General features: G+C 72.5%; 22 protein-coding genes and 1 tRNA gene. 12 read left to right on the top strand and 11 right to left on the bottom strand.

All coding sequences use genetic code 11. The features are described 5' to 3' along the window. Positions 1 to 14: 14 nt before the first annotated feature. Positions 15 to 584: a TetR/AcrR family transcriptional regulator gene (locus ACH0BZ_RS02770; protein ID WP_406896427.1), complete on the bottom strand. Its 570-nt coding sequence runs from the start codon at positions 582 to 584 to the stop codon at positions 15 to 17. Between the two features lie 114 nt (positions 585 to 698). Further along, a complete protein-coding gene (locus ACH0BZ_RS02765) occupies positions 699 to 3,512 on the bottom strand; it encodes an aconitate hydratase (RefSeq protein WP_406896426.1) in 2,814 nt (937 codons plus the stop codon). Positions 3,513 to 3,767: 255 nt separating this feature from the next. Here ACH0BZ_RS02765 and ACH0BZ_RS02760 point away from each other — a divergent pair, with 255 nt between their 5' ends. The 8 genes from ACH0BZ_RS02760 to ACH0BZ_RS02725 all read left to right on the top strand — a co-directional run bounded on the left by ACH0BZ_RS02760 (position 3,768) and on the right by ACH0BZ_RS02725 (position 12,287). Next, on the top strand, positions 3,768 to 4,298 hold the full coding sequence (locus ACH0BZ_RS02760) for a DUF6676 family protein (RefSeq protein ID WP_406896425.1): 531 nt from the start codon (positions 3,768 to 3,770) through the stop codon (positions 4,296 to 4,298). Between the two features lie 429 nt (positions 4,299 to 4,727). Further along, entirely contained in the window at positions 4,728 to 6,356 is a 1,629-nt protein-coding gene (locus ACH0BZ_RS02755) for an NlpC/P60 family protein (protein WP_406896424.1), read from the top strand. 135 nt (positions 6,357 to 6,491) lie between these two features. Continuing rightward, the gene (locus tag ACH0BZ_RS02750; RefSeq protein ID WP_406896423.1) at positions 6,492 to 7,589 is read left to right on the top strand and encodes an AAA family ATPase; all 1,098 of its coding nucleotides are present in this window, start codon (positions 6,492 to 6,494) and stop codon (positions 7,587 to 7,589) included. Further along, entirely contained in the window at positions 7,586 to 8,560 is a 975-nt protein-coding gene (locus tag ACH0BZ_RS02745; RefSeq protein ID WP_406896422.1) for a DUF58 domain-containing protein, read from the top strand. Before ACH0BZ_RS02750 ends, ACH0BZ_RS02745 begins: the two co-directional genes overlap by 4 nt. Then, positions 8,557 to 9,537 (top strand): VWA domain-containing protein, encoded by a 981-nt coding sequence (locus tag ACH0BZ_RS02740; RefSeq protein ID WP_406896420.1) that lies wholly within the window; start codon positions 8,557 to 8,559, stop codon positions 9,535 to 9,537. The genes ACH0BZ_RS02745 and ACH0BZ_RS02740 overlap by 4 nt, the downstream gene beginning before the upstream one ends. 55 nt (positions 9,538 to 9,592) lie before the next feature. After that, positions 9,593 to 10,339: a 3-oxoacyl-ACP reductase FabG1 gene (fabG1, locus tag ACH0BZ_RS02735; RefSeq protein ID WP_406896419.1), complete on the top strand. Its 747-nt coding sequence runs from the start codon at positions 9,593 to 9,595 to the stop codon at positions 10,337 to 10,339. A gap of 2 nt (positions 10,340 to 10,341) precedes the next feature. Then, positions 10,342 to 11,190 (top strand): NADH-dependent enoyl-ACP reductase InhA, encoded by an 849-nt coding sequence (gene inhA, locus ACH0BZ_RS02730; RefSeq protein WP_406896418.1) that lies wholly within the window; start codon positions 10,342 to 10,344, stop codon positions 11,188 to 11,190. Continuing rightward, positions 11,187 to 12,287: a ferrochelatase gene (locus tag ACH0BZ_RS02725; RefSeq protein WP_406896417.1), complete on the top strand. Its 1,101-nt coding sequence runs from the start codon at positions 11,187 to 11,189 to the stop codon at positions 12,285 to 12,287. Before inhA ends, ACH0BZ_RS02725 begins: the two co-directional genes overlap by 4 nt. A 6-nt stretch (positions 12,288 to 12,293) precedes the next feature. On the opposite strand, the gene ACH0BZ_RS02720 is transcribed toward ACH0BZ_RS02725, so the two are convergent. Continuing rightward, a complete protein-coding gene (locus ACH0BZ_RS02720; RefSeq protein ID WP_406896416.1) occupies positions 12,294 to 12,917 on the bottom strand; it encodes an LppP/LprE family lipoprotein in 624 nt (207 codons plus the stop codon). A 71-nt stretch (positions 12,918 to 12,988) separates the two neighbouring features. Next, on the bottom strand, positions 12,989 to 13,831 hold the full coding sequence (locus ACH0BZ_RS02715; protein ID WP_406896415.1) for a hypothetical protein: 843 nt from the start codon (positions 13,829 to 13,831) through the stop codon (positions 12,989 to 12,991). Positions 13,832 to 13,925: 94 nt separating this feature from the next. Here ACH0BZ_RS02715 and ACH0BZ_RS02710 point away from each other — a divergent pair, with 94 nt between their 5' ends. Further along, positions 13,926 to 14,738 carry a DUF3097 domain-containing protein gene (locus ACH0BZ_RS02710; RefSeq protein WP_406896776.1) on the top strand — a complete coding sequence of 271 codons (813 nt, stop codon included), beginning with the start codon at positions 13,926 to 13,928 and terminating at the stop codon, positions 14,736 to 14,738. On the opposite strand, the gene ACH0BZ_RS02705 is transcribed toward ACH0BZ_RS02710, so the two are convergent. Continuing rightward, positions 14,722 to 15,417: a TVP38/TMEM64 family protein gene (locus ACH0BZ_RS02705; RefSeq protein ID WP_406896414.1), complete on the bottom strand. Its 696-nt coding sequence runs from the start codon at positions 15,415 to 15,417 to the stop codon at positions 14,722 to 14,724. The two genes, ACH0BZ_RS02710 and ACH0BZ_RS02705, sit on opposite strands and share 17 nt — an antisense overlap. A 140-nt stretch (positions 15,418 to 15,557) precedes the next feature. On the opposite strand from ACH0BZ_RS02705, the gene ACH0BZ_RS02700 reads away from it, so the two are divergent. The 3 genes from ACH0BZ_RS02700 (at position 15,558) to meaB (ending at position 20,772) form a co-directional block, all read left to right on the top strand. Beyond that, a complete protein-coding gene (locus tag ACH0BZ_RS02700; RefSeq protein WP_406896413.1) occupies positions 15,558 to 17,399 on the top strand; it encodes a methylmalonyl-CoA mutase family protein in 1,842 nt (613 codons plus the stop codon). 1 nt (position 17,400) lies between these two features. Next, a complete protein-coding gene (scpA, locus tag ACH0BZ_RS02695) occupies positions 17,401 to 19,662 on the top strand; it encodes a methylmalonyl-CoA mutase (protein ID WP_406896412.1) in 2,262 nt (753 codons plus the stop codon). Positions 19,663 to 19,752: 90 nt separating this feature from the next. Continuing rightward, a complete protein-coding gene (gene meaB, locus ACH0BZ_RS02690) occupies positions 19,753 to 20,772 on the top strand; it encodes a methylmalonyl Co-A mutase-associated GTPase MeaB (RefSeq protein ID WP_406896775.1) in 1,020 nt (339 codons plus the stop codon). Between the two features lie 71 nt (positions 20,773 to 20,843). Here the strand turns inward: meaB and ACH0BZ_RS02685 are convergent, their stop codons facing one another. The 6 genes from ACH0BZ_RS02685 to ACH0BZ_RS02660 form a co-directional block, all read right to left on the bottom strand. Continuing rightward, the gene (locus tag ACH0BZ_RS02685; protein WP_406896411.1) at positions 20,844 to 21,986 is read right to left on the bottom strand and encodes an acyltransferase family protein; all 1,143 of its coding nucleotides are present in this window, start codon (positions 21,984 to 21,986) and stop codon (positions 20,844 to 20,846) included. Positions 21,987 to 22,310: 324 nt separating this feature from the next. Beyond that, a complete protein-coding gene (locus ACH0BZ_RS02680) occupies positions 22,311 to 23,345 on the bottom strand; it encodes a nucleoside hydrolase (RefSeq protein WP_406896410.1) in 1,035 nt (344 codons plus the stop codon). Next, positions 23,342 to 24,808: an SDR family NAD(P)-dependent oxidoreductase gene (locus ACH0BZ_RS02675; RefSeq protein WP_406896409.1), complete on the bottom strand. Its 1,467-nt coding sequence runs from the start codon at positions 24,806 to 24,808 to the stop codon at positions 23,342 to 23,344. Before ACH0BZ_RS02675 ends, ACH0BZ_RS02680 begins: the two co-directional genes overlap by 4 nt. Before the next feature lie 30 nt (positions 24,809 to 24,838). Beyond that, positions 24,839 to 25,504 (bottom strand): hypothetical protein, encoded by a 666-nt coding sequence (locus ACH0BZ_RS02670; RefSeq protein ID WP_406896407.1) that lies wholly within the window; start codon positions 25,502 to 25,504, stop codon positions 24,839 to 24,841. Between the two features lie 72 nt (positions 25,505 to 25,576). Beyond that, the gene (locus tag ACH0BZ_RS02665) at positions 25,577 to 26,392 is read right to left on the bottom strand and encodes a helix-turn-helix transcriptional regulator (RefSeq protein ID WP_406896406.1); all 816 of its coding nucleotides are present in this window, start codon (positions 26,390 to 26,392) and stop codon (positions 25,577 to 25,579) included. 102 nt (positions 26,393 to 26,494) lie between these two features. Further along, positions 26,495 to 26,580: transfer RNA gene (locus tag ACH0BZ_RS02660), tRNA-Leu, on the bottom strand. Positions 26,581 to 26,669 lie beyond the last annotated feature (89 nt).

Below are 26,669 nucleotides of genomic sequence, written 5' to 3'. Positions count from 1 at the left end.
CCCGGAAACAGGCCTCAGTCCCGGCCGGTGCGCAGGGAGTCCTCCACCAGGTCGAGCATGGCGCTCACGTGGGCAGTGCCGCGGCCCGTGGCCAGATGGTTGATGAGCCCGTCGAGGACCACCTCGAGGTAGGTGCGCATCACGTCCGCGGGCACGTCCGTCCGCATCCGGCCCGCTGCCTTCTGCTCACGCAGGCGCGCTACCAGGGCCTCGTCGACCTCGTGCTGGCGGTCCCGCCAGCGCTCCCGGAACGTGGGGTCCGTCCGGATCCGGCGGGCGATCTCCAGGCGGGTGCCCAGCCACGAGAACTCGCCGGGGTCGGCGAGGATCTCCCGCATCACCTGGACCAGACCCTGCTGGGCGACGGTGGCGGCCATAGCCTCGGCGTCGTCGTGCGCCAGGGCGAGGAACAACGCGTCCTTGTCGTCGAAGTGGTGGAAGATCGCGCCCCGGCTCAGGCCCGTCGCATCCTCGAGGCGCCGCACCGTGGCGCCCTCGAAGCCGTACTCGGCGAAGCACCGGCGGGCCCCGGCGAGGATCTGCCGGCGGCGGGCATCCATGTGGTCCTGGCTGACCCTGGGCATGTGGTCCCTTCTGGCGGCGGGCGACGGGAGCGGGGGAGACGCCGACGGCGGGCCGGCCGACCGGAGTGGTTCCGGGGCCGACCCGCCGTCGGGCGCGGATCAGGGGAGCTACGTTCAGCCCTTGATCATGTTGCGCAGCACGTACTGCAGGATGCCGCCGTTGCGGTAGTAGTCGGCCTCACCGGGCGTGTCGATGCGGACCTTGGCATCGAACTCGACGGTGTTGCCGTCCTCCTTGGTGGCGACGACCTTGACCGTCTTGGGTGTGGTGCCGTTGTTCAGCTCCTCGATACCCGTGATGTCGAAGGTCTCCGTGCCGTCGAGCCCGAGGGTCTCGTGGGACTCGCCCTCCGGGAACTGCAGCGGGATCACGCCCATGCCGATGAGGTTCGAGCGGTGGATACGCTCGAACGACTCGGTGATCACGGCCTTGACGCCCAGCAGGCGGGTGCCCTTGGCGGCCCAGTCACGCGAGGAGCCGGTGCCGTACTCCTTGCCGCCGAGCACGACCAGCGGGATGTTCTGCTCCGCGTAGTTCTGCGCGGCGTCGTAGATGAACGCCTGCGGGGCGCCCTCCTGCGTGAAGTCGCGGGTGTAGCCGCCGGTCACGCCGTCGAGCAGCTGGTTCTGCAGACGGATGTTGGCGAACGTACCGCGGATCATCACCTCGTGGTTGCCGCGCCGCGAACCGAAGGAGTTGTAGTCCTTGCGCTCCACGCCGTTCTCGTCGAGGTACTTCGCGGCCGGGGTGCCCGGCTTGATGGTCGAGGCCGGCGAGATGTGGTCGGTGGTGACCGAGTCGCCCAGCTTGGCCAGAACGCGTGCGCCCTTGATGTCCTCGACGGGGGCCGGCTCGGACTCCATGTCGTCGAAGTACGGGGCCTTGCGGACGTAGGTTGACTTGTCGTCCCACTCGAAGGTCTTGCCGTCGGGGGTGGACAGTCCGCGCCAGCGGTCGTCGCCGGCAAAGACGTCGGCGTACTTCTCCTTGTACTCCTTCGAGGTGATGGAGGCCTTGATGGTCTCCTCGATCTCCTCGCCGGTGGGCCAGATGTCCTTAAGGTAGACGTCGTTGCCGTCCTTGTCCTTACCCAGGGAGTCCGACTCGAAGTCGAAGTCCATGGTGCCGGCGATGGCGTACGCGATGACCAGCGGCGGGGACGCCAGGTAGTTCATCTTGACGTCCTGGTTGATCCGGCCCTCGAAGTTGCGGTTGCCGGACAGGACGGCGGTCGCCGTGAGGTCGTTCTCCTGGATCGCGGTGGAGATCTGCTCCGGCAGCGGACCCGAGTTGCCGATGCAGGTAGTGCAGCCGTAGCCCACGAGGTGGAACCCGAGCGCCTCCAGGTCCGGCCACAGGCCGGCGCGCTCGTAGTACTCGGTGACGACCTGCGAGCCGGGCGCCATGGAGGTCTTGACCCACGGCTTCGCGGTGAGGCCCTTCTCGTGCGCCTTCCGGGCCAGCAGGCCGGCGCCGATCATGACCGACGGGTTGGAGGTGTTGGTGCACGAGGTGATCGAGGCGATCGAGACGATCCCGTGGTCGATCACCATCTCCGTGCCGTTCGAGGAAACCTCGACCGGCTTGGACGGCCGCCCCTCGGCGCCGGCGGAGGCGTCGGCGCGGACCGAGCCCTCCTCGGCGAAGGACAGGCTGGCGCCACCGTTCGAGTCGGACGGGGCACCACCCTCAGCCTGCATGCGACGACCCTCGCGGGTGGCGAGCTTGTCCACGTCGGCGTCCACGTAGTTGTGGATGTCCTTGCGGAAGGCGCTCTTGGCGTCGGCCAGCTCGATGCGGTCCTGCGGGCGCTTGGGGCCGGCGATCGACGGGACGACGTCGCCGAGGTCGAGCTCGAGGTACTCGGAGAACGTGGGCTCCTCGGCCTCGGGGTCGAGCCACATGCCCTGCTCCTTGGCGTAGGCCTCCACGAGGGCCAGCTGGTCCTCGTCGCGGCCGGTCAGGCGCAGGTAGTCGATGGTCTCGCCGTCGATCGGGAACATCGCACAGGTCGAGCCGAACTCGGGACTCATGTTGCCGATGGTGGCGCGGTTGGCCAGCGGCACAGCGGCCACACCGGCGCCGTAGAACTCGACGAACTTGCCCACCACGCCGTGCTTGCGCAGCATCTCGGTGATCGTGAGCACGACGTCGGTCGCGGTGACGCCCGGCTTGATCTCGCCGCTGAGCTTGAAGCCCACGACGCGCGGGATCAGCATCGAGATGGGCTGGCCGAGCATGGCCGCCTCGGCCTCGATGCCGCCGACGCCCCAGCCGAGTACGCCGAGACCGTTCTGCATGGTGGTGTGCGAGTCGGTGCCCACGCAGGTGTCGGGGTAGGCCTGGCCGTTACGCACCATCACCGAGCGCGCGAGGTACTCGATGTTGACCTGGTGGACGATGCCGGTGCCCGGGGGGACCACCTTGAAGTCGTCGAAGGCGCCCTGGCCCCAGCGCAGGAACTGGTAGCGCTCCTCGTTGCGCTGGTACTCGATCTCCACGTTCTTCTCGAACGAGTCGGGGCCGCCGAAGGACTCGATGATCACCGAGTGGTCGATGACCATCTCGGCCGGGGCGAGCGGGTTGACCTTGTCCGGGTCGCCGCCCAGGGTCTTGACGGCCTCGCGCATCGTGGCCAGGTCCACGATGCAGGGCACACCGGTGAAGTCCTGCATGATCACGCGGGCAGGCGTGAACTGGATCTCGGTGTCCGGCTCGGCGTTCGGGTCCCAGTTCGCCAGGGCCTGGATGTGCTCCTTGGTGACGTTCGCGCCGTCCTCGGTGCGCAGCAGGTTCTCGGCGAGGACCTTGAGGGAGTAGGGGAGCTTCTCGGCCCCCGGAACCGCCGACAGGCGGAAGATCTCGTAGGAATCGCCGCCGACCTCAAGGGTCCCCTTGGCGCCAAAGCTGTCAATGCTTGCTGTCACGTCAGCTCCACTCATGGTGAGAAATTCGGTTCGACATCCCTCCCGGCAGATCCTCGCGACGCGGGGCGCCGCCGGCTCTGCCGGGCGGGCACTGGCTCCATTGTGGACCCTCGCGCCCGGATTGCGACCGCCAATTTACCAGTACGTCCGTTCTGCATTCCTGACGCCACGCCCGTCCGTGGGGGTCGGGCACGGAATCGGCGGGCGACGGCGCGTGGCGCCGGGGCCTCGACGGGGAGATGGCACCATGGCCACGTGAACTCCGCCGACGACGACGTGACACTGCTCGCCTACGAGTCCGAGCCGGTGATCTCCCTGAAGGAGGGAGAGGATCCCTTCTGGCTCGACTACCGGGCCGTCATGGAGGACCTCGCGGACGACGGGGTCTCCGCGCCCGAGCCGTTCGTCGAGGGGCTGCGCGGCGTCGTCACCGAGGCCGCCGGCCGCGGGCTCGACCTCAAGGTGGTCTATACGGAGGCGCCGACCGGCGTGCACACCGACCCGCGAGACGTGGCGAACCTGCTGGGGCAGGAGTATGAGGGGACGATCTTCGTCCGCACCCCCATGTTCGTGGGCAGTTCGAGCGACACGATCCCGCGCCACCAGCTCGAGGCCGGCCAGGACGACGCGATCGAGGAATTCGACCCGGTGGCCTCTGCGGCTGTGTTCTCCCACAAGATCACCCAACCCGCACCCCCGTGGGGCACCTATTCGGCAGTTCTCCTGGTGGTCGCGGTGATCGCCGTCGTCGCCTTCGCCGTGGCGCTGCGACGCCGGCTCGGCTGAGGGCCCACCCCGCCCGGATCGCACCGGTCGGCCGTTCCTGGCCGCCCGTCCAACCCGCTCCGCGCCCCTGATCCCGTCGCGCGGGGATTGTTCCACCCCGCCCGGGGCCCGCAGGGCACCGGGCGCGCCGCCGCGCATAATCGCAGCTCACTACGCACCGTGGGTACCACTAGTCACACAAGTCACACAAGTCACACGGCGCGCCTCCGTGCGCGAGAAGTTACAGCAGTGTATTTAACGCACTCGTGTTTCGATTGCGTCTTCTGTGACCTACGGTGCTAGAGGAACAACAGTTTCAGCCGGGTCTGAATGAGGCTCCAGTGGCGCAGGGGAAGGCATCACCGGAGTTCTCATCCACCCCGGCGACGCGTCCCGTGCTGCGGGACGCGCGGTGAGCCGTACCCCGGTGCGGCAATCGGAAGGTGAGACGTGGAGCCTGACAAGTCGATGACCCGTGCGCTGGACACGCGGCGAGTACCGAGGAACAGACGCGCGGGAGGGCGTGCCGTACTGACGGCCGTCCTGGTCCTGGGAACCGCGTCGGCCGGGGTCCACGTGCCGTTGGCCGTGGCCCAGGAGGCGCCGGCCGCCTCGCCCGCCCCCGACGACATCAGCGGCCTCATCCGGGCCGTCGCCGACGCCACCGCGCGCCTCGACGCCGCCCGCCAGGACATCGCTGTCAAGCGCGAGGGTGTCAACAAGACCCTCGTGGACCTGCAGATGGCCCGCGTCGAACTCGACCGGGCCTCCGCGGCGGCCGACACCGCCGCGCAGGAGCGGGAGCGTGCCGACTCGGGCGTCGCCACGGCGCGCGAGACGCTCGACGACTACGCGAGCATGCTCCACCGCCAGGGCACCGCACCCGGCGTGGCCTCGCAGATCCTCGACCCCGCCGGGCCGGGGGCCGCGGGGGATCGCCAGGAGCTGCTCCAACGGGCCGCCGCGGACCAGCACCGCGTGGTGGGCGACATGGTCACCGCCCGCGACGAGGCGACCCGCCGCGAGGCCGAGGCCACCACGGCCCGCACCGCGGCCGAGGAGCGGTACGCCGACGCCTCCGCCCGCCGCGACGCCGCCGAGGCCGAGGTCTCCTCCGTCACGGCCGAGGTCACCGCGCTCGAGCAGGAGGTCGCCGACCTCACCCGCGCCCTCGAGGAGAGCCGGGACTCGCTCCAGGCGGCCGGCGGCACCCCGGCGCCCCTGCCGTCCGAGGCCGGCGCCGTGGACATCGACCAGGACGCCGCCCGTGTGGAGGCACAGAGCCGGCTCGCCGCCGACCCCTACGCCGAGGGCCGTGCGGCCGACATCGCCGGCGCGCTGCCCTCGCACCTCGACCTGGGGGCGGTCCGCCGCCTCGCGGCCGGCTCCTCGGACCGCGTGTCCCAACGGGTCGGAGGGGCGATCGACACCGGCAGCCTCGACGGCGCGGTCGACGCCGGCAGTGTCGCCGACGCCGTGTCGGCCGGCATCGACGGCGACACCGACGCGATCATCCAGCAGGTCATCGACGCCATCAGCGGGACCGACACCGGCTCGCTCTACTCGGAGCCGGGGAGCCCCGGGGCGCCCACGAACCCGGGCGGCGGGACCTCGCCGGGGACGCCCCCCGCGGGCGGGAATCAGGGCGGGAACACCGGCACGCCCTCGCGCGACGCCAAGGTCGAGACCGTGGTCAACCGGGCACTCTCGCAGCTCGGCGTGCCGTACGCCTGGGGCGGCGGCGACGCCAACGGCCCCACGCGCGGCATCCGCGACGGCGGGGTCGCCGACCAGCACGGCGACTACAACAAGATCGGCTTCGACTGCTCCGGGCTCATGATCTATGCGTTCGCCGGGATCGGTAAGGCCCTCCCGCACTACACCGGGTACCAGTACACCTCCGGCCCGCAGTTCCCGGTGGCCCAGCGCCAGCGCGGCGACATGCTGTTCTGGCCCGGGCACGTGGCGCTCTACCTGGGCGACGGGAAGATGGTCGAGGCCCCGCAGTCGGGCGACGTCGTCAAGATCTCCCCGGTGCGGATGGCGGGGATCTCGCCGATGGTGGTGCGCCTGGTCTGAGCGGGCGCCTCCCGGGGGCGCCCGAGCGGGCGGCTCCCCGGGGCGGCACCGCCGTCGCGCGTTCGGCCCGCACCGGTACTGTCGTCCCCAGCCCGTGCCCAGACGCACCCCATCACCCAGAAGGAGCCCGCCGCGGTGACCCGACCCGACTCCGACACCACGACCGATTCCGGCACCCGTCCCTCGGGGGCCGCGCTCGCGGCGGAGGACGCGGCGCTGCTCGAGCGGGCGGTGTACGAGGTCAAGAAGGTCGTGGTGGGCCAGGACCGGCTGGTCGAGATGATCCTCGTGGGCCTGCTCTCGCGCGGCCACATCCTGCTCGAGGGCGTGCCCGGTGTGGCCAAGACGCTCACGGTGGAGACGTTCGCGACCGTGGTCGGAGGGAGCTTCCGGCGCCTGCAGTTCACCCCCGACCTCGTCCCCGCGGACATCGTGGGTACCCGCATCTACCGACAGGGCCGCGAGGAGTTCGACGTCGAATTGGGGCCGATCATGGCCAACTTCGTGCTGGCCGACGAGATCAACCGCGCCCCCGCCAAGGTGCAGTCCGCGCTGCTCGAGGTGATGGCCGAGGGGCACGTCTCGATCGGCGGCCGCACCTTCCCGGTGCCGGCGCCGTTCCTCGTCATGGCCACCCAGAACCCCATCGAGAGCGAGGGCGTCTACCAGCTCCCGGAGGCGCAACGCGACCGCTTCCTGTTCAAGCTCGTCGTGGATTACCCGAGCCCGGAGGAGGAGCGGGAGATCGTCTACCGGATGGGCAGCACGCCGCCGGAGCCGTCGCTGGTCCTCGGCACCGACGCCCTGCTGCGCATGCAGGAGGCGGTGCGCGAGATCTTCGTCCACCACGCGCTCGTCGACTACGTGGTCCGGGTGACCGCCGCGACCCGACAGCCCGCGGCGCACGGCCTCGAGGACGTGTCCCGCTGGCTCGCCTACGGCGCCTCGCCGCGCGCGACGCTCGGCGCGGTGACGGCGGCACGGGCACTCGCCCTGATCCGGGGTCGCGACTACGTGGTCCCGCAGGACGTGGTGGACGTGCTCCCGGACGTCCTTCGCCACCGCCTCGTGCTGACCTACGACGCGCTGGCGGACGAGGTGAGCGCCGACACCGTGGTGCGGAGGGTGCTCGAGGCCGTCCCGCTGCCGCGGATCAGCGCCGTGCCCGCCCAGCAGGGCGCCGGACCGCAGCCGGTCGGATCGCAGCCCGGTGACGGGCCGCCCGCACGGTGACCGCCGCCGACGACACGGTGCGTGAGGACCCGACCCACGCGTCGTCCCGCGCGGCGCTGGCCCGACTCGAACTCCTCGTCACCCGAAGGCTCGACGGCGTCCTGGGCGGCGACCACCGCGGCCTGCTGCCCGGGCCCGGCACCGAACCGGGGGAGGCCCGCCCGTACGAGCCCGGCGACGACGTCCGCACCATGGACTGGTCGGTCACGGCCCGCACCACGGTGCCGCACATCCGGCAGACCATCGCCGACCGAGAGCTCGAGACCTGGATCGTCGTGGACCTGGCACCGAGCATGGACGTGGTCGGCCGGTACGGGAGCAAGCGGCGGCTGGTCGAGGCCGCCGTCGCCACCGTCGGCTTCCTCTCCGCCACGGACGGCAGCCGCGTGGGGATGGTCGTCACCGGCCGGGGACGGCCCCGGGTGTTGCGCGCGACGGGCGGACGGGCCCACGTGCGGCGCCTGCTCGAGGAGGTGTCGGAAGCGCCGGCGGAGGTTGGTCCCGGCGGCACGCTCGACGACGCGCTCGTCGCCGTCCGCCGGACCGCCCGCCGCCACGGGCTCGTCGTGGTGGTCTCCGACTTCCTCTCCGCCCTCACGTGGGAGCGGTCCCTGCGGGTCCTCGCCGTGCGGCACGACTTCCTCGCCGTCCACGTGGCCGACCCCCTCGACATCGCCCTTCCCGCCGTGGGCGCCGCGCTGCTCCAGGACCCCGACACCGGCGAGGTGCTCGAGGTGGACGTGGACGACGCCCTGGCCGCCGATTACCGCCGCGAGGCCGGGGCGCACCGGGACGCGGTGCACACGGCGCTGCGCCGGTGCGGCGCGCCCGTCCTGGGCCTGCGCACCGACCGGGACTGGGTCCGGGACGTCATCGACTTCGTGGGCGTGCGCCGCCAGGGCGGGTTCCCGACCGGCGACGACCTGTCCCGGGACCTGCCGGACGGCGATGACGACGAGGTGGGCCGATGAGTCTGTCGGATTTCCAGCACCCCCTGTGGCTGATCCTGCTCCTCGTCCCCGCGGCGATCGTCGTGGGCTACGTCCTCGCGGTGCGCTCCAAGCGGCGCCGGACCGTCCGCTTCGGCAACTTCGGCATGGTCAAGACCGTCGACCGGGGCGCGAGACGCTGGTTCACGCACGTCCCCGCGGTGCTGCTCGTGCTGTCGCTGGTCGCCCTCGTCGTCGCCCTCGCCGGGCCCCAGGAGGAACAGAAGGTCCCCCGGAACCGGGCGACGGTGATGCTCGTCGTCGACGTCTCCCTGTCCATGGAGTCCACCGACGTCGCGCCCTCGCGCCTCGAGGCGGCGCAGGAGGCCGCCACGACGTTCTCCAACAACCTCACCCAGGGCGTCAACCTGGGCCTGGTGTCCTTCGCGGGCACCGCCTCGATGCTCGTCGCCCCCACCACGGACCGGGGCCCGGTGATCCGCGCGATCGAGCGGCTCCGGCTGGACGAGCGCACCGCCACCGGCGAGGCCATCTACACCTCCACGCAGGCCATCCAGACATTCACCGACAGCCTCGGTGGGCCGGACCAGGCGCCGCCCGCGCGCATCGTCCTGCTCTCCGACGGCAAGGAGACCGTCCCCGCGGACCCCACCGAGGAGCGCGGCGCCTTCACCGCCGCCGAACGCGCCAAGGAGGCCGGAATCCCGGTCTCCACCATCTCGTTCGGCACCCTCTACGGCACGGTCGACATCCAGGGCCGCTCTCAACCCGTGCCGGTCGACGACGCCTCCCTGCGCACCATCGCCGAGAAGTCCGGTGGCGAGTTCTTCACCGCCTCCAGCCTCGAGGAGCTCGACTCCGTCTACCGCACCCTCGAGGAGCAGATCGGCTACGAGTGGAAAAAGGCCGACGCCTCGCGGCCCTGGCTCATCACCGGGGCGCTGCTGGCGATGCTCGCCGCCGCCGGCTCCCTGGTGGCGCACCGCCGTATCCCGTGACGCGGCCGGAGCGGTGCGGACCGGGGACCGTGCTCCGTTCGCTAGGTTGGGTGTCATGGAATCCGATCCCACCCGCAGCCCAGCGCCGCGCCCCGTCACCCCGCGCACGGTCCTCGTCACCGGAGGCAACCGCGGCATCGGCCGCGCCGTCGCCGAGCGACTCGCGGCCGACGGCCACCGCGTGGCCGTGACCCACCGCGGATCCGGCGCGCCGGAGGGCCTGTTCGGTGTGGAGTGCGACGTCACCGACGCCGAGTCCGTGGACGCCGCCTTCGCCACCGTCGAGGCCGAGCTCGGCCCCGTCGAGGTGGTGGTGTCCAACGCGGGGATCACCGACGACACGCTCCTCATGCGCATGAAGGAGGAACAGTTCACCCGCGTGCTGGACGCCAACCTCACCGGCGCGTTCCGCGTGGCCAAGCGCGCCTCGCGGGGGATGCTGCGCGCCAAGTTCGGGCGGATCGTCCTCATCGGCTCGGTGGTGGGCCAGTCCGGCACCGCCGGCCAGGTCAACTACGCCGCCTCCAAGGCCGGGCTCGTGGGGATGGCCCGCTCCCTGACCCGCGAGCTCGGCTCGCGGGGCGTCACCGCCAACGTGGTGGCGCCCGGGTTCATCGATACCGACATGACCGCCGCGCTCGACGACAAGACGCAGGACCTCGCCGTGGCCGCCATCCCGCTCGGACGGCAGGGCACCGCCGAGGAGGTGGCCGGCGCCGTGAGCTTCCTGGCCTCCGACGACGCCGCGTACGTCTCCGGCGCCGTGATCCCCGTCGACGGCGGCATGGGAATGGGGCACTGATCATGACGTCTCCCGACACCACCGACGCCGCGCCCGCGGGCTCCGGACTGCTCGCCGGCAAGACCGTCCTCGTGACCGGCGTCATCACCGACGCCTCCATCGGCTTCCACATCGCCAAGCACTGCCAGCTCCACGGGGCACAGGTGATCCTCACCGCCTTCGGCCGGCCGTCGCTGGTCAAGGCGATCGCCAAGCGGCTGCCCGAACGTCCGCCCGTCATCGAGCTGGACGTGCAGAGCGCCGACGACCTCGCCGCGCTCGAGGGCCGGGTCCGCGAGCACGCCGACGGACTCGACGGCGTGGTGCACTCGATCGGCTTCGCCCCGCCGTCGTGCCTGGGCCGGGACTTCCTCGAGGCGCCGTGGCAGGACGTCTCCGTGGCACTGGAGGTCTCCGCGTACTCCTACGCCTCGCTCGCCAAGGCGGTGCGGCCGCTACTCCGACCGGGCGCCTCGATCCTCGGCCTGGACTTCGACCCCCGGTTCTCCATGCCGTTCTACAACTGGATGTCCGTGGCCAAGAACGCCCTCGAGGCCGTGAACCGCTACGTGGCCCGCGAGCTCGGCCCCGAGGGCGTGCGCTCCAACCTCATCGCCGCCGGGCCCGTCAAGACGCTGGCCGCCAAGGCGATCGCCGGCGACGCGCTCGGCCCCGGTGGCGAGCTGGACCAGATGCAGGACGAATGGGCCGCGCGGGCCCCGCTGGGCTGGGACGTGGAGGACCCCACCGCCGTCGCCACCACCGCCGTCGCCCTGCTCTCGGACCTCATGCCCGCCACCACCGGCACGGTGATCTACGCCGACGGCGGTGCCGGCACCGTAGCCTTCGCCGGGCGGGAGGGCCTGACGTGACCGACGGCGTGGGCGCGGTGGACGCGCTGCTCCTACTCTCCTTCGGCGGGCCGAACGGCCAGGACGACGTGATCCCGTTCCTCGAGAACGTCACCCGCGGGCGTGGCATCCCCGCCGAGCGGCTCGAGGAGGTGGCCACCCACTACCGGCACCTGGGCGGCCGGAGCCCGCTCAACGAGCTCAACCTCGAGATCATCGCGAACCTCCGCTCCGAGCTGTCCCGCCGCGGTCGCGACCTTCCGGTGTACTTCGGCAACCGCAACTGGGAGCCCTACCTCGAGGACACGCTCGCCACCATGCGCGACGACGGCGTGCGGGCCGCCGCGGTGTTCGCCACCTCCGCCTGGGGCGGCTACTCCGGGTGTGCGCAGTACCAGGAGGACATCCAGCGGGCCCGCCGCACCGTCGAGGACGCGCCCACCCTGTACCGGCTGCGGCAGTTCCACGACCACCCGCGGTTCGTCCAGCGCTTCGCCGACGACCTGCTCGTGGCGCTGGAGGAGGCCCGGGAGAAGGCCCGGGCCGCGGATCATGACGGCGAGGGGGTCGGTTCCGGCGGGGAGCCCCGCCTCGTCTTTACCGCCCACTCCGTCCCCGACACCGCCGACGCCACCGCCGGCCCCACGGAGCTCGGCGGGTTCCTCTACAGCCGTCAGGTAGCCGATTCCGCGCGGCTGGTGGCCGGGGCCGTGGGTGTGGACGAGTACGACGTGGTCTGGCAGTCCCGTTCCGGGCCGCCGAGCGTTCCGTGGCTCGAGCCGGACGTCGTGGACCACGTGCGCGACCTGGCGCGCAGGCACGGGATCCGCGACGTGGTGATCTGCCCGATCGGGTTCGTCTCCGACCACGTCGAGGTGGTGTGGGACCTGGATACCGAGCTGGTGGAGGACACCGAGGACCTCGGTGTGCGTGTGACCCGCTGCGCCACGCCCGGCCCGAGCGCCGAGTTCACCGAGATGGTGTTGCAGTTGCTCGACGAGCTCGAGACGGGGCGAGCGGTCGAGCGCCTCGGCGCGGTGCCCTCGCTGGGCTGCACCCGCGACGGCGAGCGGTGCGCGGTGGACTGCTGCCCCGCGCCGCGCCGGCGCCCGGCCTGACGAGTCTCAGCAGGAACTGCCGAGCGTTGCGGCCTCCGGGAGCGGATCGAGCATCTGGACCCGCGAGCCGTCCCACTGGAAGGTCACGTCGGCACGTCCCGACATCAGGGCGTTGGGCTCGTCGCCCACAGGCCAGCGGTACTCGACCGTCACCGAGTCGTCGGACTCGCCTACAACCTGTCCGAGGATGTCGCAGCGCACGCCGGTGCCGAGGAAGCGGTCCCGGTGGAAGAGCAGGAGCTGGGTGGGGGAGGAGCCCGTCGCCCCCTCGATGGTGATCTCGGCGTAGCCGAGGGTCGGGCACCCCTCCGACTTGCTGTACAGGACCCATCCACGGTCCGGGGCCAGCGAGGTCGGGCGGAAGCCGGCGATGGCCTCCGACACCGCCGAGTCCAGGTCGCACCCGGTGGACCCGGGCTGCTCCCACGGGTCGGTCGGGTCCGGTGCCTCGGCCTGTTCGTCGGGGGCGCCGCCCTCGTCGTCGACGGTAGTCACCACGGTGACGGTCTCGGGTTCCGGGGCACCGACCGGCACCGACCCGTCCTGGCCGCACGCGGTCGCCGCGAGCAGCACGACCGCCGCGACGGCGACGGGAGAGCATCGCGGGCCGAAACGTCCGGTTCGCAGCATGTGAGCACTGTAACCCGTCGGAGTCCGTATCCGGGGCCGTCCGCTCCCGGGTCGACGTCAGCGGACAGCGGTCAGTGTGCCCGGAGCGCCTCTGCTCCGGCCGCCGCGACCGCGGCACGCCGGGCGGCGTCGAGCGCCGAGACCAACCGCCGCAGCACCGGCTCGCGGCCGGCGGGGTCGGCACCGACGCCGGGCAACGCCAGGGCCAGCGCGACGATCGCCTCCACGCGGTCCACGCGGTCGACCAGCTCGAGGACCCGCGGCGTCAGTCCGGCGGGCAGGCGCGTCACGTGCCCGTGCACGTCCACGACGCCTGTAGTGCCACCCCCGGCGGTCGACCGTTCGATGAGCTCGGCCGCCTCCACCACGGCGCGGCCGAGGTCGGCCAGGGCGGCCGCGGGGCCGTCCGGTTGGGGCGCGACCGGACAGTCCGCGACGCCCCGTGCCCGCCACCGCGCCACCTCGCCGTCGACCACCCGGACCGTGAGGCACACCGCCTGGCCCACCACGGGGTCGCGCACCAGCACCCCGCATCCGGCCGCGGCCACGTCCGTGCGCACGGCCGGTACGGGCGGCAGGCTCGCCGAATCGCCGGGCGCGGCCGTGAGCAGCGAGAGCACCTCCGGCGCGGGGAACGGCCCTCCGGCCTCGGCGGATCCGGTCCCGGATCCGCCCGCGCGCCGCAGCGCCGCGACGAGCCCCGGCAGCACCCCGGCCGGGCCGGCTGCGGGGGAGACCCCGTCGAGCATCGCCACGCGGTCGCCGACCACCTCGAGGAGGTGCGCCTGCGCGAGCCCGCCGACATACTCGGTGAGCGCGTCGTAGGGCTGGTCGGCCCAGGCCGTGCGCAGCAGGAACAGCGGTAGCGGCCACGCGGGGTGCAGGGCGGTGCCCTGGATCGCCGGAGAGGTCATGAGATGCCAGCGTACCGCCGCGGATCGGGGGACACACGCCGCGTCGCCCGCATCCCGCGCGCCGGCCGGGCTACCGTGTCGGGCCGTGGCTGACATGTACGGATCCGATGTCCTGGCCGGTACCGCGAAGCGGCGCCGCCCCCAGATCCCGGTGATCGACGCCGAGCGCGACCTCGTGGTGGAGGACTCCGAGTCCGGCTTCTGCGGCGCCGTGGTGGGCTTCGACCGGAGCTACGACGGCGAGTTCGTCAAACTCGAGGACCGTCGCGGCACCGTCCGGCTCTTCGCCATGACCCCGGCCGCGTTCCTCATCGACGGCAAGCCCGTGACGCTGCGCAAGCCGAAGCCCGCCGCGCAGTCGGGCCCCGCGATCACCGCCTCGGGCTCGCGCAGGGTCGAGGGCCTGCGCGCCCGCACGGCCCGCGCCGGACGCATCTGGGTGGAGGGCATCCACGACGCCGCCCTGGTCGAGCGCATCTGGGGCCACGACCTGCGCGTCGAGGGGATCGTCGTGGAGCCGCTGCACGGCATCGACGACCTGCCCGCGCTCGTCCGGGAGTTCGGCCCGCACCCCGGCGCACGGCTCGGCGTGCTCGTGGACCACCTCGTCGAGGGCAGCAAGGAGTCCCGCATCGTCGCCGGCCTCGGCCCGCACGTGCTGGTGACCGGCCACCCGTACGTCGACATCTGGCAGGCGGTCAAGCCCGCGGCAGTCGGCATCCGCGAGTGGCCGACCGTCCCGCGCGGCGAGGACTGGAAGACCGGCATCTGCGAACGCCTGGGCTGGGGCGAGCCCGCGGACGGCTTCCGGCGTGTCCTGGCGGCCGTGTCGAGTTACCGGGACATCGAGCCGGCGCTGCTCGGAGCGGTGGAGCGGCTGGTGGACTTCGTCACCGAGCCCGCCTGACCTCGCCGTCGTCCACCACTCCCGGCCCCTCCCGCCCGTCCGACGCGCCGCAGGGTCGCACCGGGATGCGGGCGTCGAGCCACACCCCGGCAAGCCCGATGACGGCGAAGGCGGCGGTCGCCCACAGCCCCGTGGTCCCCGCGCCCTCCGTCAGCGCGTCCCCGAGCAGGATCGCCGCGACGGTGCCGGGGGCGCTGCCCACGACCCGCGCGGGCAGGAAGTGCGCGAAGCGGATCGAGGAGAGGGCCGCCGCGTAGTTGAGCACGGAGAACGGCACGGCCGGCACCATGCTCAGGCCGACGATCGACGGCCACCCTCGGCGTCGCAGGTGTGCGTCGATCCCCACGACCCTCGGATGCCGCCGCAGGCCGGCGGCCCGCTCGTAGCCGAGGGCGCGGACGCCGAGGAACGCCACGGTCGCGCTGACCGCGGTGGCGATCAGGGCCCCGGGGATAGCCACGGCGGGAACGAAGAGCACGGCCGCCGAATAGGTGAACGTGGACCGCGGGACCGGGAACACGGAGACGACGGCGTAGGTGAGGAAGAAGACGAGGGGGAACCACGCGCCGAGCTCCGTGGACCACTCGCGGATCCGCTCCAGGCCCGGCATCGGCACGAGGAACGCGAGGAGGACCACGGCGAGCATCGCCGCCACGCCCAGCAGGACCCGTCCGCGCACCCGGACGACTCTAGCCCGGTCCGCCGCGCGTCCTGCCCCCGTGTGGACCCGGTGCGATCGGTCGCCCTCCGACGTGAGGGGAGCCTCGACTAGAGTTCCCACCAAGAATCCGTGTCGCTCCGAGAGAGAACGAGGTACCGGTGTCCAGTCCGACCACAGGCCCCGACCTGAACTCCTGGTACGCAGCGGTGGGAGCCGTGCTCGCCAAGGCCGCCCGCAAGGACCCGTCGGAGATGCCCGAGGACGCCTGGCGTTCCCTCGTGGCCACGACGCGCGACGGGATCGAGGTCAACCCGCTCTACACCCGCGCCGACGAGACCGCCGAGCGCCCCGCCCCGGGCGTGTTCCCCTACGTTCGCGGCGGCGACCGCACCGGGCTGCCGGAGAACGGCTGGCACGTGAGTGCCCGTGTCGAGGCCGGCGACTCGGCCTCGGACACCAACACCGCCGTTCTGGACCTGCTGAACCAGGGCGTGTCCGCGCTGTGGCTGCGCGTGTCGGCCGCCGACGTGGCCGGGGTGCTCTCCGGCGTCTACCTGGACCTGGCGCCGGTGACGTTCGACGTGGGTGCGGACGTCGTGGAGGTCGCCGAGGCGTTCCTCGCACACGTGGACGAGCGCAAGGCCGCCGGCGACGGGGTCACGGACCGCGCGGCCATCGTCGCCGACCTGGGCGTGGCGCCGGTGACGGCCGCCTATGCCGCCGGCTCGGAGACGATCGGCCTCGACGCCGCGGTCCGCCTGGCGGCGCAGGTCTCCGAGCGCGAGGAGACCATCCGCACCTTCGTCGCCGACGGCACGGTGTTCCACGCCGACGGTGCCGGGGACGCCCAGGAGCTCGCCTACGCGGTGGCCGCGGGCCTGGAGTACGTCCGCGCCCTCATGCGGGCCGGGCTCTCCGCCGCGGACGCGCTGCGCCAGGTGTCGTTCCGCCTCGCCGCGACGGACGACCAGTTCCAGTCCATCGCCAAGTTCCGCGCGGGCCGCCTCCTGTGGGCCCGCGTCGCCGAGCTCCTCGGCGCGCCCGAGGCCGGCGACGCCCCGCAGCACGCCGTCACCTCGTCGGCCATGATGTCGCGCCGCGACCCGTGGGTGAACATGCTGCGCACCACGCTCGCCGCGTTCGGCGCAGGCGTCGGCGGCGCCACCTCGGTGACGGTCCTGCCGTTCGACGCCTCGGTGCCCGGCGGGCTGCAGAGCACCTCGCGCACCTTCGCCGAGCGCATGGCCCGCAACACCCAGCTCCTGCTGCTCGAGGAGTCGCACCTCGGCTACGTCGTGGACCCCGCGGGCGGCTCCTGGTACGTCGAGTCGCTCACCGACGCGATCGCCGACTCCGCCTGGTCCGCGCTGCAGACCATCGAGGCCGCCGGGGGCCTGGCCGCCGCGATCTCCTCCGGCAGCGTGGCCGACGCCGTCGCCCGGGTGCGCGACGCCCGAGACGCCGACTTCGCCACGCGCACGGCGCCGCTCACCGGTGTCTCCGAGTTCCCCAACCTGGCCGAGCCTCCGCTGGACGCCTCGCGCCGCGGGGGAGAGGGCTACCGCTACGGTCGCGCCTTCGAGGACCTGCGTGACCGCTCGGACGCCCACCTCGACTCCACCGGGACGCGCCCGAGCGTTCTCGTCGCCGGCCTCGGCCCGCAGGCCGAGACCACCGCTCGCGTGACCTTCGTGTCCAACCTGCTCGCCGCCGGTGGCATCGAGGCCCGCAACCCGGGCACCACCGCCGCGGGTGACGTCGCCGGAGCCGTCGAGGGCGACACCATCGCCGTGCTCTGCGGCACCGACAAGCGCTACGCCGCGGAAGGCCCCGACGCCCTCCGCGCGCTCCGCGACGCCGGGGTGTCCACCGTGTACCTGGCCGGCGCCGAGAAGGGCTTCCCAGCGGACGCCGCCGACCGCCCGGACGGCTACCTCGGGCTCGGCATCGACGCCGTCGCCGCCCTGACCACCCTCCTCGACCAGCTGGGAGTGCAGTGAGATGACGACCTTCCCTGACTTTTCCACCGCCCCGTTGCGCGACTCCGAGGCCGAGGCGGCCGACGTCTCCGTGACCGACGAGGGCGCCCACTGGGAGACCCCGGAGGGCATCGACGTCAAGCGCGTCTTCACCAAGGCCGACCGCGACGGCGTCGAGAAGGGCACCGCCGACGCCGCGACCGAGGCGGCCGACGGCGACGAGGTCACGCCGTTCCCGCTCGACACCCTCCCGGGTGCCGCCCCGTTCGTGCGCGGGCCGTACCCGTCGATGTACGTCAACCAGCCGTGGACCATCCGCCAGTACGCGGGCTTCTCCACCGCCGCCGAGTCCAACGCCTTCTACCGACGCAACCTCGCGGCCGGCCAGAAGGGCCTGTCGGTGGCCTTCGACCTGGCCACCCACCGCGGCTACGACTCGGACCATCCGCGGGTCAGTGGCGACGTCGGCATGGCCGGCGTGGCGATCGACTCGATCCTCGACATGCGCGAGCTGTTCGACGGCATCGACCTGTCGTCGGTCTCGGTCTCCATGACCATGAACGGCGCCGTGCTACCGATCCTCGCCCTCTACGTGGTGGCCGCCGAGGAACAGGGGGTGACGCCGGAGCAACTCGCCGGGACCATCCAGAACGACATCCTCAAGGAGTTCATGGTCCGCAACACCTACATCTATCCGCCCAAGCCCTCTATGCGGATCATCTCGGACATCTTCGCCTACACCTCGCAGAAGATGCCCCGGTTCAACTCCATCTCGATCTCCGGCTACCACATCCAGGAGGCCGGGGCGACGGCCGATCTGGAGCTGGCGTACACGCTCGCCGACGGCGTCGAGTACATCCGCGCCGGCCTCGACGCCGGCCTGGACATCGACAAGTTCGCGCCCCGCCTGTCGTTCTTCTGGGCGATCGGCATGAACTTCTCCATGGAGATCGCCAAGATGCGCGCCGGCCGCCTCCTGTGGAGCGAGCTGGTCGAGAAGTTCGGCCCCAAGAGCGAGAAGTCCAAGTCGCTGCGCACCCACTCGCAGACCTCCGGCTGGTCGCTCACCGCGCAGGACGTGTTCAACAACGTCGCCCGCACCTGCATCGAGGCCATGGCCGCCACGCAGGGCCACACGCAGTCGCTGCACACCAACGCCCTCGACGAGGCACTGGCGCTGCCCACCGACTTCTCCGCACGCATCGCCCGCAACACCCAGCTCGTGCTGCAGCAGGAGTCCAACACCGTTCGTCCGATCGACCCGTGGGCCGGCTCGTACTACATCGAGTGGCTCACCGCGCAGCTCGCCGACAAGGCCCGGCTCCACCTGCTGGAGATCGAGGAGGCCGGCGGCATGGCCCAGGCCATCGGCGAGGGCATCCCCAAGCTCCGCATCGAGGAGGCCGCGGCCCGCACCCAGGCGCGCATCGACTCCGGGCGCCAGCCGGTCATCGGCGTGAACAAGTACGTCGTGACCGAGGACCAGGAGATCGAGGTCCTCAAGGTCGAGAACTCGCGCGTGCGGGCCGAGCAGCTCGCCAAGCTGGAGAAGCTGCGCGCCGAACGCGACGAGGACGCGTGCCGGGCCGCGCTCGACAAGCTCACCGCCGCGGCCGACGGCCCCGCGAGCAGCGACCTGGACCGCAACCTGCTCGCGCTGGCGATCGACGCCGCGCGTGCCCACGCGACCGTCGGCGAGATCTCCGACGCGCTCGAGAAGGTATACGGCCGGCACAAGGCCGAGATCAAGACCCTGTCCGGGGTGTACCGGCAGGAGGTCTCCAAGGAGGGCGCCGTGGACAACGTCACCAAGGCCACCCGCATGGCCGACGTCTTTGCCGAGCAGGAGGGCCGACGCCCCCGCATCCTGCTGGCCAAGATGGGCCAGGACGGCCACGACCGCGGCCAGAAGGTCGTGGGCACCGCGTTCGCCGACCTCGGCTTCGACGTGGACATGGGCCCGCTCTTCCAGACCCCGGAGGAGGTGGCCCAGCAGGCAGCCGACGCCGACGTCCACGTCGTGGGCGTCTCCTCGCTCGCCGCGGGCCACCTCACCCTCGTGCCCGCGTTGCGCGACGCCCTCGCCGCCGTCGGCCGCGAGGACATCATGGTGACCGTCGGCGGCGTCATCCCGCCCGGCGATTTCCAGGAGCTCTACGACGCCGGCGCCGCCGCGATCTACCCGCCCGGCACCGTGATCGCCGAGGCCGCGATCGAGCTGCTCGACCGCCTCGCCGGCGAGCTCGGCCACGACCTGTCGTCGGCCGAGTCCGGGGAGGCCTGATCGGACGTGGCCGTCCTCGGCTCCGGCCCGGATCCCGCGGGCTCCGGTAACCCGCTCGGCGCCCTGTCGACCACGGCCGGGACGGGCGCCGTGCGCGGCCCCGTCCCGGCCGCCGACGGGCCGCGCCCGCGCCGCGAGATCGACGTCGATGCACTCCTCGACGGTGTCCTCGCCGACCGGCGGCCGATCCTCGCCCGGGCCATCACCCTGCTGGAGTCCACCAACCCGTCGCACCGGGAGAAGGCCCAGCAGCTCCTGCTCGGCGCTCTACCGCACTCCGGTGGGGCACTACGGATCGGGATCACCGGTGTCCCCGGCGTCGGCAAGTCGACGTTCATCGAGTCGTTCGGTCTCTACCTCGTGGAGAAGGGCCTGAAGGTCGCGGTCCTGGCCATCGACCCCTCGTCCACGAGGACCGGGGGCTCGATCCTCGGTGACAAGACCCGCATGGCGACGCTGTCGACCGAGCCGCGGGCCTACATCCGGCCGTCACCCACCTCCGGCACGCTCGGCGGGGTGGCCAAGGCGACGCGCGAGACGATCGTGCTCATGGAGGCCGCCGGCTTCGACGTGATCCTCATCGAGACCGTCGGCGTGGGCCAGTCCGAGGTCACCGTGGCCGGGATGGTCGACTGCTTTACCTTTCTGACCCTGGCCCGCACCGGCGACCAGTTGCAGGGCATCAAGAAGGGCGTGCTCGAGCTGGCCGACGTGGTGGCGGTGAACAAGGCCGACGGCCCGCACGTCAAGGACGCCCAGCGCGCCGCCCGAGAACTGGCCGCCGCCATGCGCCTGGTGCGGCCGGCCGACGCGATCTGGAAGGTGCCGGTCCTCACCATGTCCGGCCTCGAGGCCGAGGGACTCGACCGCTTCTGGGACGCCATCTGCACGCACCGTTCGACCATGGACGAGGCGGGGGAGTTCGAGGCCCGCCGCGCCCGCCAGCAGGTGGACTGGACATGGTCGATGGTGCACGACACCCTGATGGCGCGGCTGTCCGCCGACCCCGAGGTGCGGCGCGTGGCCCCCGACGTAGAGAAGCAGGTCCGCGCGGGCACGCTCACCGCGGCGCTGGCCGCCCAGGCGATCATCGACGCCTTCGACTCCTGAGCCCACGGCGCTCGCCCGCGGCGGGCGAACAGCAGGCCGATCACACCACCAGGACCACCCCGCCGCCGAATTCAGGAGTGCGGCGAGAGCGCCTTGCGTGCCGGTTCCTCGATGAACCGGTAGCTGGCGGCACCGACGGCGATCGAGCCGGCCACGGTCACGGGCCAGATCACGCCCATCCGCCGGGTCCACAGCGGCGTGCGCGTCAACGGGAAGGCGAAGTGCAGCACGATGAGGTGCCAGAGGAAGATCCCGTACGACCAGCGTCCGATCGCCTGCAGCGGCCGCGACTCGAGGACCGGGAACCGGGCGCCCTCCGGCGCCAGGACGACGGGCCCCAGGACCAGGAACGCCATTGCGGCGGTGAGCCCGTTGCGGGCGGCGTACTCGCGGCCGCTCGGGTGCCGGAATCCCTCGGAGAACCAGCGCGGCACCGTGGTGGCGAGCAGCGCGACGCCCCCGGCGGTCCACCAGCCCCATCGCGCGACCTGCCCCCGACTGAGGCGCGCGAGCACGCCGGGCCGCGCGGTCGCCAGCTCGGCGAGCAGCATCCCGGAGGCGAACCACGCCGAGAACGCCGGCGGCAGGATCTGATCGTTGACCCCCTGGGGCAGCAGCCGGAGCCGATGCCAGGGGACGAGCGGGAACAGAAGGCCCGAGAGACCGAACGCGCCGACGGCGGGCAGGCGCCACCGGGACGCCGCGCCCCGCAGGTTCCTCATCCCGGTCCACAACGCGGGAAGCGTGAGGTAGTAGGCCATCTCCACCGCCAGCGACCACGCGTGGGTGATCCCGGAGACGAGGAACTTGCGCTGATAGATCTGCGTGAGCGTGAGGTTGCGCAGCCACACGACGGGTCCGTTGACCCGGTTCTGCGGCAGCACCACCATCGCCACGGCCACGAGAACCGAGTACGCCGGCATGATCCGCACGAGCCTGGCCCGCAGGTAGGGGAGCACCGCGCGGGCGGTCCCGGGCCGGTCGCGGCGGGCATGGTCGGCGTGCGCCCGCCAGAGCAGGAAGCCGGTCTTGGCAAAGAAGACCGCGACCAGCATGTCGAGCCGCCCGAACAGGCGCCGCACCGGCGTGCCGAACGACATGCGGGTCACAAACGCCACGTGAGTGGTGATGATCCCGATCGCCGCCAGCCCACGGAGCCCCTCGAGCGCCGGGATGTGGCCACGGGATCCGGCGAGCCGCGGCTCCGCCGACATCGGCGCCCCGCCCGCCGCAGACCCCCCGGGAGCCCCCGAAGCCACTGGATCCGAAGCCTCCGCGGAGGCGGCCGCTGCCGCCCCGGACCCCTGCGCCGGGGCCGTCTCCTGCTGCACCAGACGGCGCGCCGCGAACCCGGCCGCGACGGCTCCACCAGCGAGGGCGACGGCGGCGACACGCCTCATGGACACTCCCGGGACGACTGAGATGGAACGACGATGCGTCTCCTGACAGCTCGGTTGCCGCTGCCAGGGCATCCGGGAGAGATTAGCACCGGTTCTAGTCGCCGACCCCGACACGGTCCGGGACGGACGCCACGGGTCTCACCCCGGATCGGCGAGGGCGGCCATGACCTCGTCCAGCACCGCGTCCGGCCCGCCGGAAACGGAGAGGTCGACGACGAGGGCGGCATTCGCCGGCCGCCCGCGGTGCCCGCGGCGGTCCTCGACCGTCATCCCGCGGGTGTGCTCGCCCGCGCACTCGACGCGCAGGTGCACGGGTTCCGTCACCGCCGCCTCGGGGTGCAGTGCCAGCCACGCGACCAGCGGGTCGTGCACCTGGGCCAGGTAGCCCTCGCCCACGGAGTCGTGGAACTCGAAGTAGAACCGCAGTGCATCCACGAGGTGCCGTGCCAGCCGAGCGGCCCGGCCGTCCGCCGACGCCGCCTGCGCGAGCAGCCGATCCGAACGCTCCGGCGTCCACACCGACCGCTCGGTGAGGTTCAGCCCGCACCACCACGCCGGCGCGACTGCCGGATCGGCCGCCCGCGCCGCCTCCCAGGCCAGGCATACCGCGTCGGCGGACTCGGGATCGACGTCGACGTTCCACTCGCTCACCGGCGTGGTGTTGCCGAGATGCCCGCGGAACGTCCCACCCATCACCACCAGCCTGCTCAGGAGCCGGGGGAGTGCGGGCTCCAGGTCGAGGGCCGTGGCCAGTGTGGACGAGGGCCCGGTCACCACGGCGACGAGCTTCCCCGGGTGGGCCCGGGCGAGATCCACCCAGAGGCGGGCACCACTACGGGCGTCGAGGGCCCTCGTCGCTGTCCCCTCCTCCCGTTCCGGCAGGACGGCGTGCCCGGCGCCACGCGGGCCGTGGGTCTCGGGTGTGAAGGCGTGCGGAACCACGGTGGCCCCGGCCGCGCCGGCGGCCACCGGCACCTCGACGCCGGCGCCGGCGAGGTCGATCCAGGCCAGGGCATTGCGCACGGTGTCGTCGATCCCCACGTTGCCGGCGGTGGCCACCACACCCTGTAGCGCGATCCGCCCGGCGCGGTGCTCGGCGGCGAGGTAGGCGATCGCCAGGGCGTCGTCGATCCCCGGGTCGCAGTCGAGCAGGACCGGGGTCTGCCGGCTCACCACGGGCTCGGCTCGAAGTCCTTGAGAAAACAGCCGTAGAGGTCCTCGCCGGCCTCGCCACGGACGATCGGATCCACGACGCGCGCGGCGCCGTCCACGAGGTCGAGCGGAGCGTGGAATCCCTCCTCGTGCAGGCGCACCTTGGTCACGTGCGGGCGTTCGTCGGTGATCCACCCGGTGTCCACGGCCGTCATGAGGATGCCGTGCTCGGTGAACATCTCCTCGGCGGAGGTGCGGGTGAGCATGTTGAGGCCCGCCTTGGCCATGTTGGTGTGCGGGTGCCCGGCGCCCTTGTAGCGCCGCGAGAACTGGCCCTCCATCGCGGAGACGTTCACGACGTACTTGCGGCGTGCCTCGGAGGCCGCCAGCGCCGGACGCAGCCGCGAGACCAGGATGAACGGCGCCACCGAGTTGCACAGCTGCACCTCGAGCATCTCCATGGGCTCGACCTGCTCGACCGTGGCCACCCAACTGTTGTGGTCCACCACGTCCGGCAGCAGCCCGCCGGCGTCGATGGCGGTCCCGGCGGCCACCCGGTCCAGCGACGCCGACCCGGCCTGCAGGGCGAGCTGCGCGATGTGGTCGGCCTCCCGCTCGGCCTCGTCGGCGCCGATGAGCGCGGACTCGCCGCCCATGAGCGCCGCCGGGTGCAGCTCGGAGGTACGGCCCATCGTCACCATGGGGACCTCGGCCGCGCGGCCGGTAATCGGCGCCGACTCGCCCTCGACCAGCCCAGAGTACGAGCCGGGGGAGCGGCGCACTGTCTGCGCGGCGTTGTTGATGAGGATGTCCAGCGGCCCGGCGGCGGCCACCTCGTCGGCCAGCGCCACCACCTGGGCGGGGTCGCGCAGGTCCACGCCGATCACGTGGACGCGGTCGGCCCAGTCCGCGTAGTCGTCCATCGACGCGAACCGGCGGACGGCGTCGCGCGGGAAGCGGGTCGTGATGGTGACGTCCGCGCCCGCCCGCAGCAGCATCAGCCCGATGTACATGCCGATCTTGGCGCGCCCACCGGTGAGCAGCACGCGCCGCCCACGCAGATCCATCTCCGGGTCGCGCTTTGCGCGGTTGACCGCCGCGCACGTGGGGCAGAGCTGGTGGTAGAACGCGTCGACCTGGGTGTAGAGCTCCTTGCACACGTAGCAGGCCTGCGCCCGCTGCAGATGGCCCGCGACGGCCCCCGGGGCGTTGGACACCAGTCGGATCCCGGCCGTCTCGTCGTCGATCCGGGTGGGCGAGCCGGTCGCGGTGGCCTCGATCACCGCCTTGTCCGCCTCCTGCCGCGCCCGGCGCACCTCGGCCCGGCGCGCCTTCTTGAGGTACTTGAACATCCGGCCCACGGCCCGCTGGACGGTCACCGAATCCGGGTCGTCGGCGGGGAGCCCCCCGACCTCGTCGAGGACGCGGAGGCAGATCTCGAGGTCGGTGGGGTCGATGCGCTGCTGCGGGTCGGTGCCGGTCACCAGGACACGGTACGACGAGGTGGCCGGCCCCTAAACGCTCGCCCCTGGCCGGGGAGCCACCACACCCTCCCGGAGCCCGGCGAGCGCCGCTGCCATGGCCTCGCGGTCGCGGGCGTCGAGCGGGCCCGCGGGCACCCGGGCGAATCCGTACCGGGCCGCGTAGGCGTCCGAGACGAGCTGGGCGTGCGCCTCGATCGGCCAGTCGCCCCGCCCTCCGGGCCGGGATGCCGCCCCGGCCGGTCGGTCGAGCACCCGCCGCCAGTCGTAGGCCCTTCGGCCCAGGCTCAGCTGCTCGAGCAGCGCCCGGGGGACGTACTGCGGCCCCACGTGGCGCCCCTGCCACACGTGCGCGAGTTCGTGGACCAGCGTCGGGGTGGCCCGCGGCCGGTCCGTGCGGACGATCCCCGGGTCCGAGCCGAGGTAGATCAGCCCGGGCAGCGCGAACGCTCGCGGGTGCGGGATACCGGGGACGTGACCGCGGCGGATCATCACCGCCGCGGGGTCGAACGCGTCCCCGAACAAGCCCCGCAGGTCCTCCAGGACCTCGGGCGGCAGCGCGAGCCGCGGCGGCGCCAGGCCCCGCCGATCGGCGAGCCGGTCGGCGAGTCGGGAGATCGCGCCCAGGGCGATCCCGGCGGCGTCGGCGAGCGGGCAGCGCACGGGCATGGGGTCATCCTGCCCGGCCGCTGCGGCCATCCGCCAGCACAGCTCGTTCCCCGTGACGATGGAGGGGGAGCCGAAGGTCGTCCGGTACGAGCGTGTCGCGTCCTAGCGACCGACGCCCCACGCACCGTCGCGGCGCATCGCCACCACCGGTAGCGCGGTGACGACCGGCGGCACCCACAGCGGCGCCGGGCCCACCGGCACATGCAGGGGGCCGGGCGCTGCGCCGCGCGTGAACTGCACGGGGGCGGGGGCCCGCCCGGCGAGGAACCGCGGGGGAGCCAACATCGCGGCGGCATCCGAGGCGGGGACCGCCGAGGCGAGCAGGCGGTAGGTGCCGTCGGGCGGCCGGCCGAGCAGAACCGCTCCCGGGCCCCGGCGCCTGTTGCCGGAAACGGGCGCGGCGCTGGCGACACCGCCGGGGTAGAAGCCCACGTAGACGTCCAGGTCGTCGCCGAGTCCCTCCGCCACCTCCACGATGACCGGGACCGTCGGTCCCGGTGGCGGCGCGGGCGTCGCGGCGGCGCCCGGGCCGGCGAGCCAGTCCTCGACCGGGCCGCGCAGCCCGGCGAAGGCGGAGGGGCTCACCCCGACCTCACTGCGGAAGCGGCGAGAGAAGGTCCCCAGCGAGCTGAAGCCCGACTCGTGGCACGCCTCGGTGACGGACGCGCCGGCGAGCAGCAGGCCCTTGGCCAGCTCGAAGCGTCGCGCGGTGATCGTGGCCCCGAGTCCGGCCCCGGTCTCGCGCTCGAACAGCCGCATGAGGTGGAAGGGGCTGTAGCCGACCGCCTCGGCGACGGCGTGGACGCCGTCGAGCTCCGTGAGGTGCGCGTCGATGAGCCCGCCCACCCGGTCGGCCACCCGCGCGCCGTGGGCGGACGTCGCGCTCCACGGCGAACCCGCCGGGTCTGCTGCACCCATGCCCCAGACGGTAGGCGCCCGGGCCGACATCCGTAAGGGCTCAAAGAATAGGACCCCGGATCGTCAGACGATCCGGGGTCCATCTACTGTCTCGACACAGTGTGCGCGAGGGGGGACTTGAACCCCCACGTCCGTTAATAGGACACTAGCACCTCAAGCTAGCGCGTCTGCCATTCCGCCACTCGCGCTCGCACTACTGCTTCGCCGGTTGTCCGGCTTGGTCGTGCGAGGAATGACACTAGCGGATCGCCGATCCCGGGGCCAAATCGGCCCCCGC

This window comes from Dietzia sp. 179-F 9C3 NHS, from assembly GCF_045369825.1.
In the GTDB taxonomy this organism is placed as follows: domain Bacteria; phylum Actinomycetota; class Actinomycetes; order Mycobacteriales; family Mycobacteriaceae; genus Dietzia.
Note: the sequence above shows the minus strand (reverse complement) of the source record. Positions and strands in the feature narration are given on the sequence as shown.

Bases quoted from the DNA above. Each gene is read 5' to 3' on its own strand.
- ACH0BZ_RS02770 (WP_406896427.1), bottom strand. From the start codon at position 584: ATGCCCAGGGTCAGCCAGGACCACATGGATGCCCGCCGCCGGCAGATC.
- ACH0BZ_RS02710 (WP_406896776.1), top strand. From the start codon at position 13,926: ATGTACGGATCCGATGTCCTGGCCGGTACCGCGAAGCGGCGCCGCCCC.
- scpA (WP_406896412.1), top strand. From the start codon at position 17,401: ATGACGACCTTCCCTGACTTTTCCACCGCCCCGTTGCGCGACTCCGAG.
- ACH0BZ_RS02715 (WP_406896415.1), bottom strand. From the start codon at position 13,831: ATGACCTCTCCGGCGATCCAGGGCACCGCCCTGCACCCCGCGTGGCCG.
- ACH0BZ_RS02740 (WP_406896420.1), top strand. From the start codon at position 8,557: ATGAGTCTGTCGGATTTCCAGCACCCCCTGTGGCTGATCCTGCTCCTC.
- ACH0BZ_RS02670 (WP_406896407.1), bottom strand. From the start codon at position 25,504: ATGGCCGCAGCGGCCGGGCAGGATGACCCCATGCCCGTGCGCTGCCCG.
- fabG1 (WP_406896419.1), top strand. From the start codon at position 9,593: ATGGAATCCGATCCCACCCGCAGCCCAGCGCCGCGCCCCGTCACCCCG.
- inhA (WP_406896418.1), top strand. From the start codon at position 10,342: ATGACGTCTCCCGACACCACCGACGCCGCGCCCGCGGGCTCCGGACTG.
- ACH0BZ_RS02665 (WP_406896406.1), bottom strand. From the start codon at position 26,392: ATGGGTGCAGCAGACCCGGCGGGTTCGCCGTGGAGCGCGACGTCCGCC.
- ACH0BZ_RS02720 (WP_406896416.1), bottom strand. From the start codon at position 12,917: ATGCTGCGAACCGGACGTTTCGGCCCGCGATGCTCTCCCGTCGCCGTC.
- ACH0BZ_RS02685 (WP_406896411.1), bottom strand. From the start codon at position 21,986: ATGTCGGCGGAGCCGCGGCTCGCCGGATCCCGTGGCCACATCCCGGCG.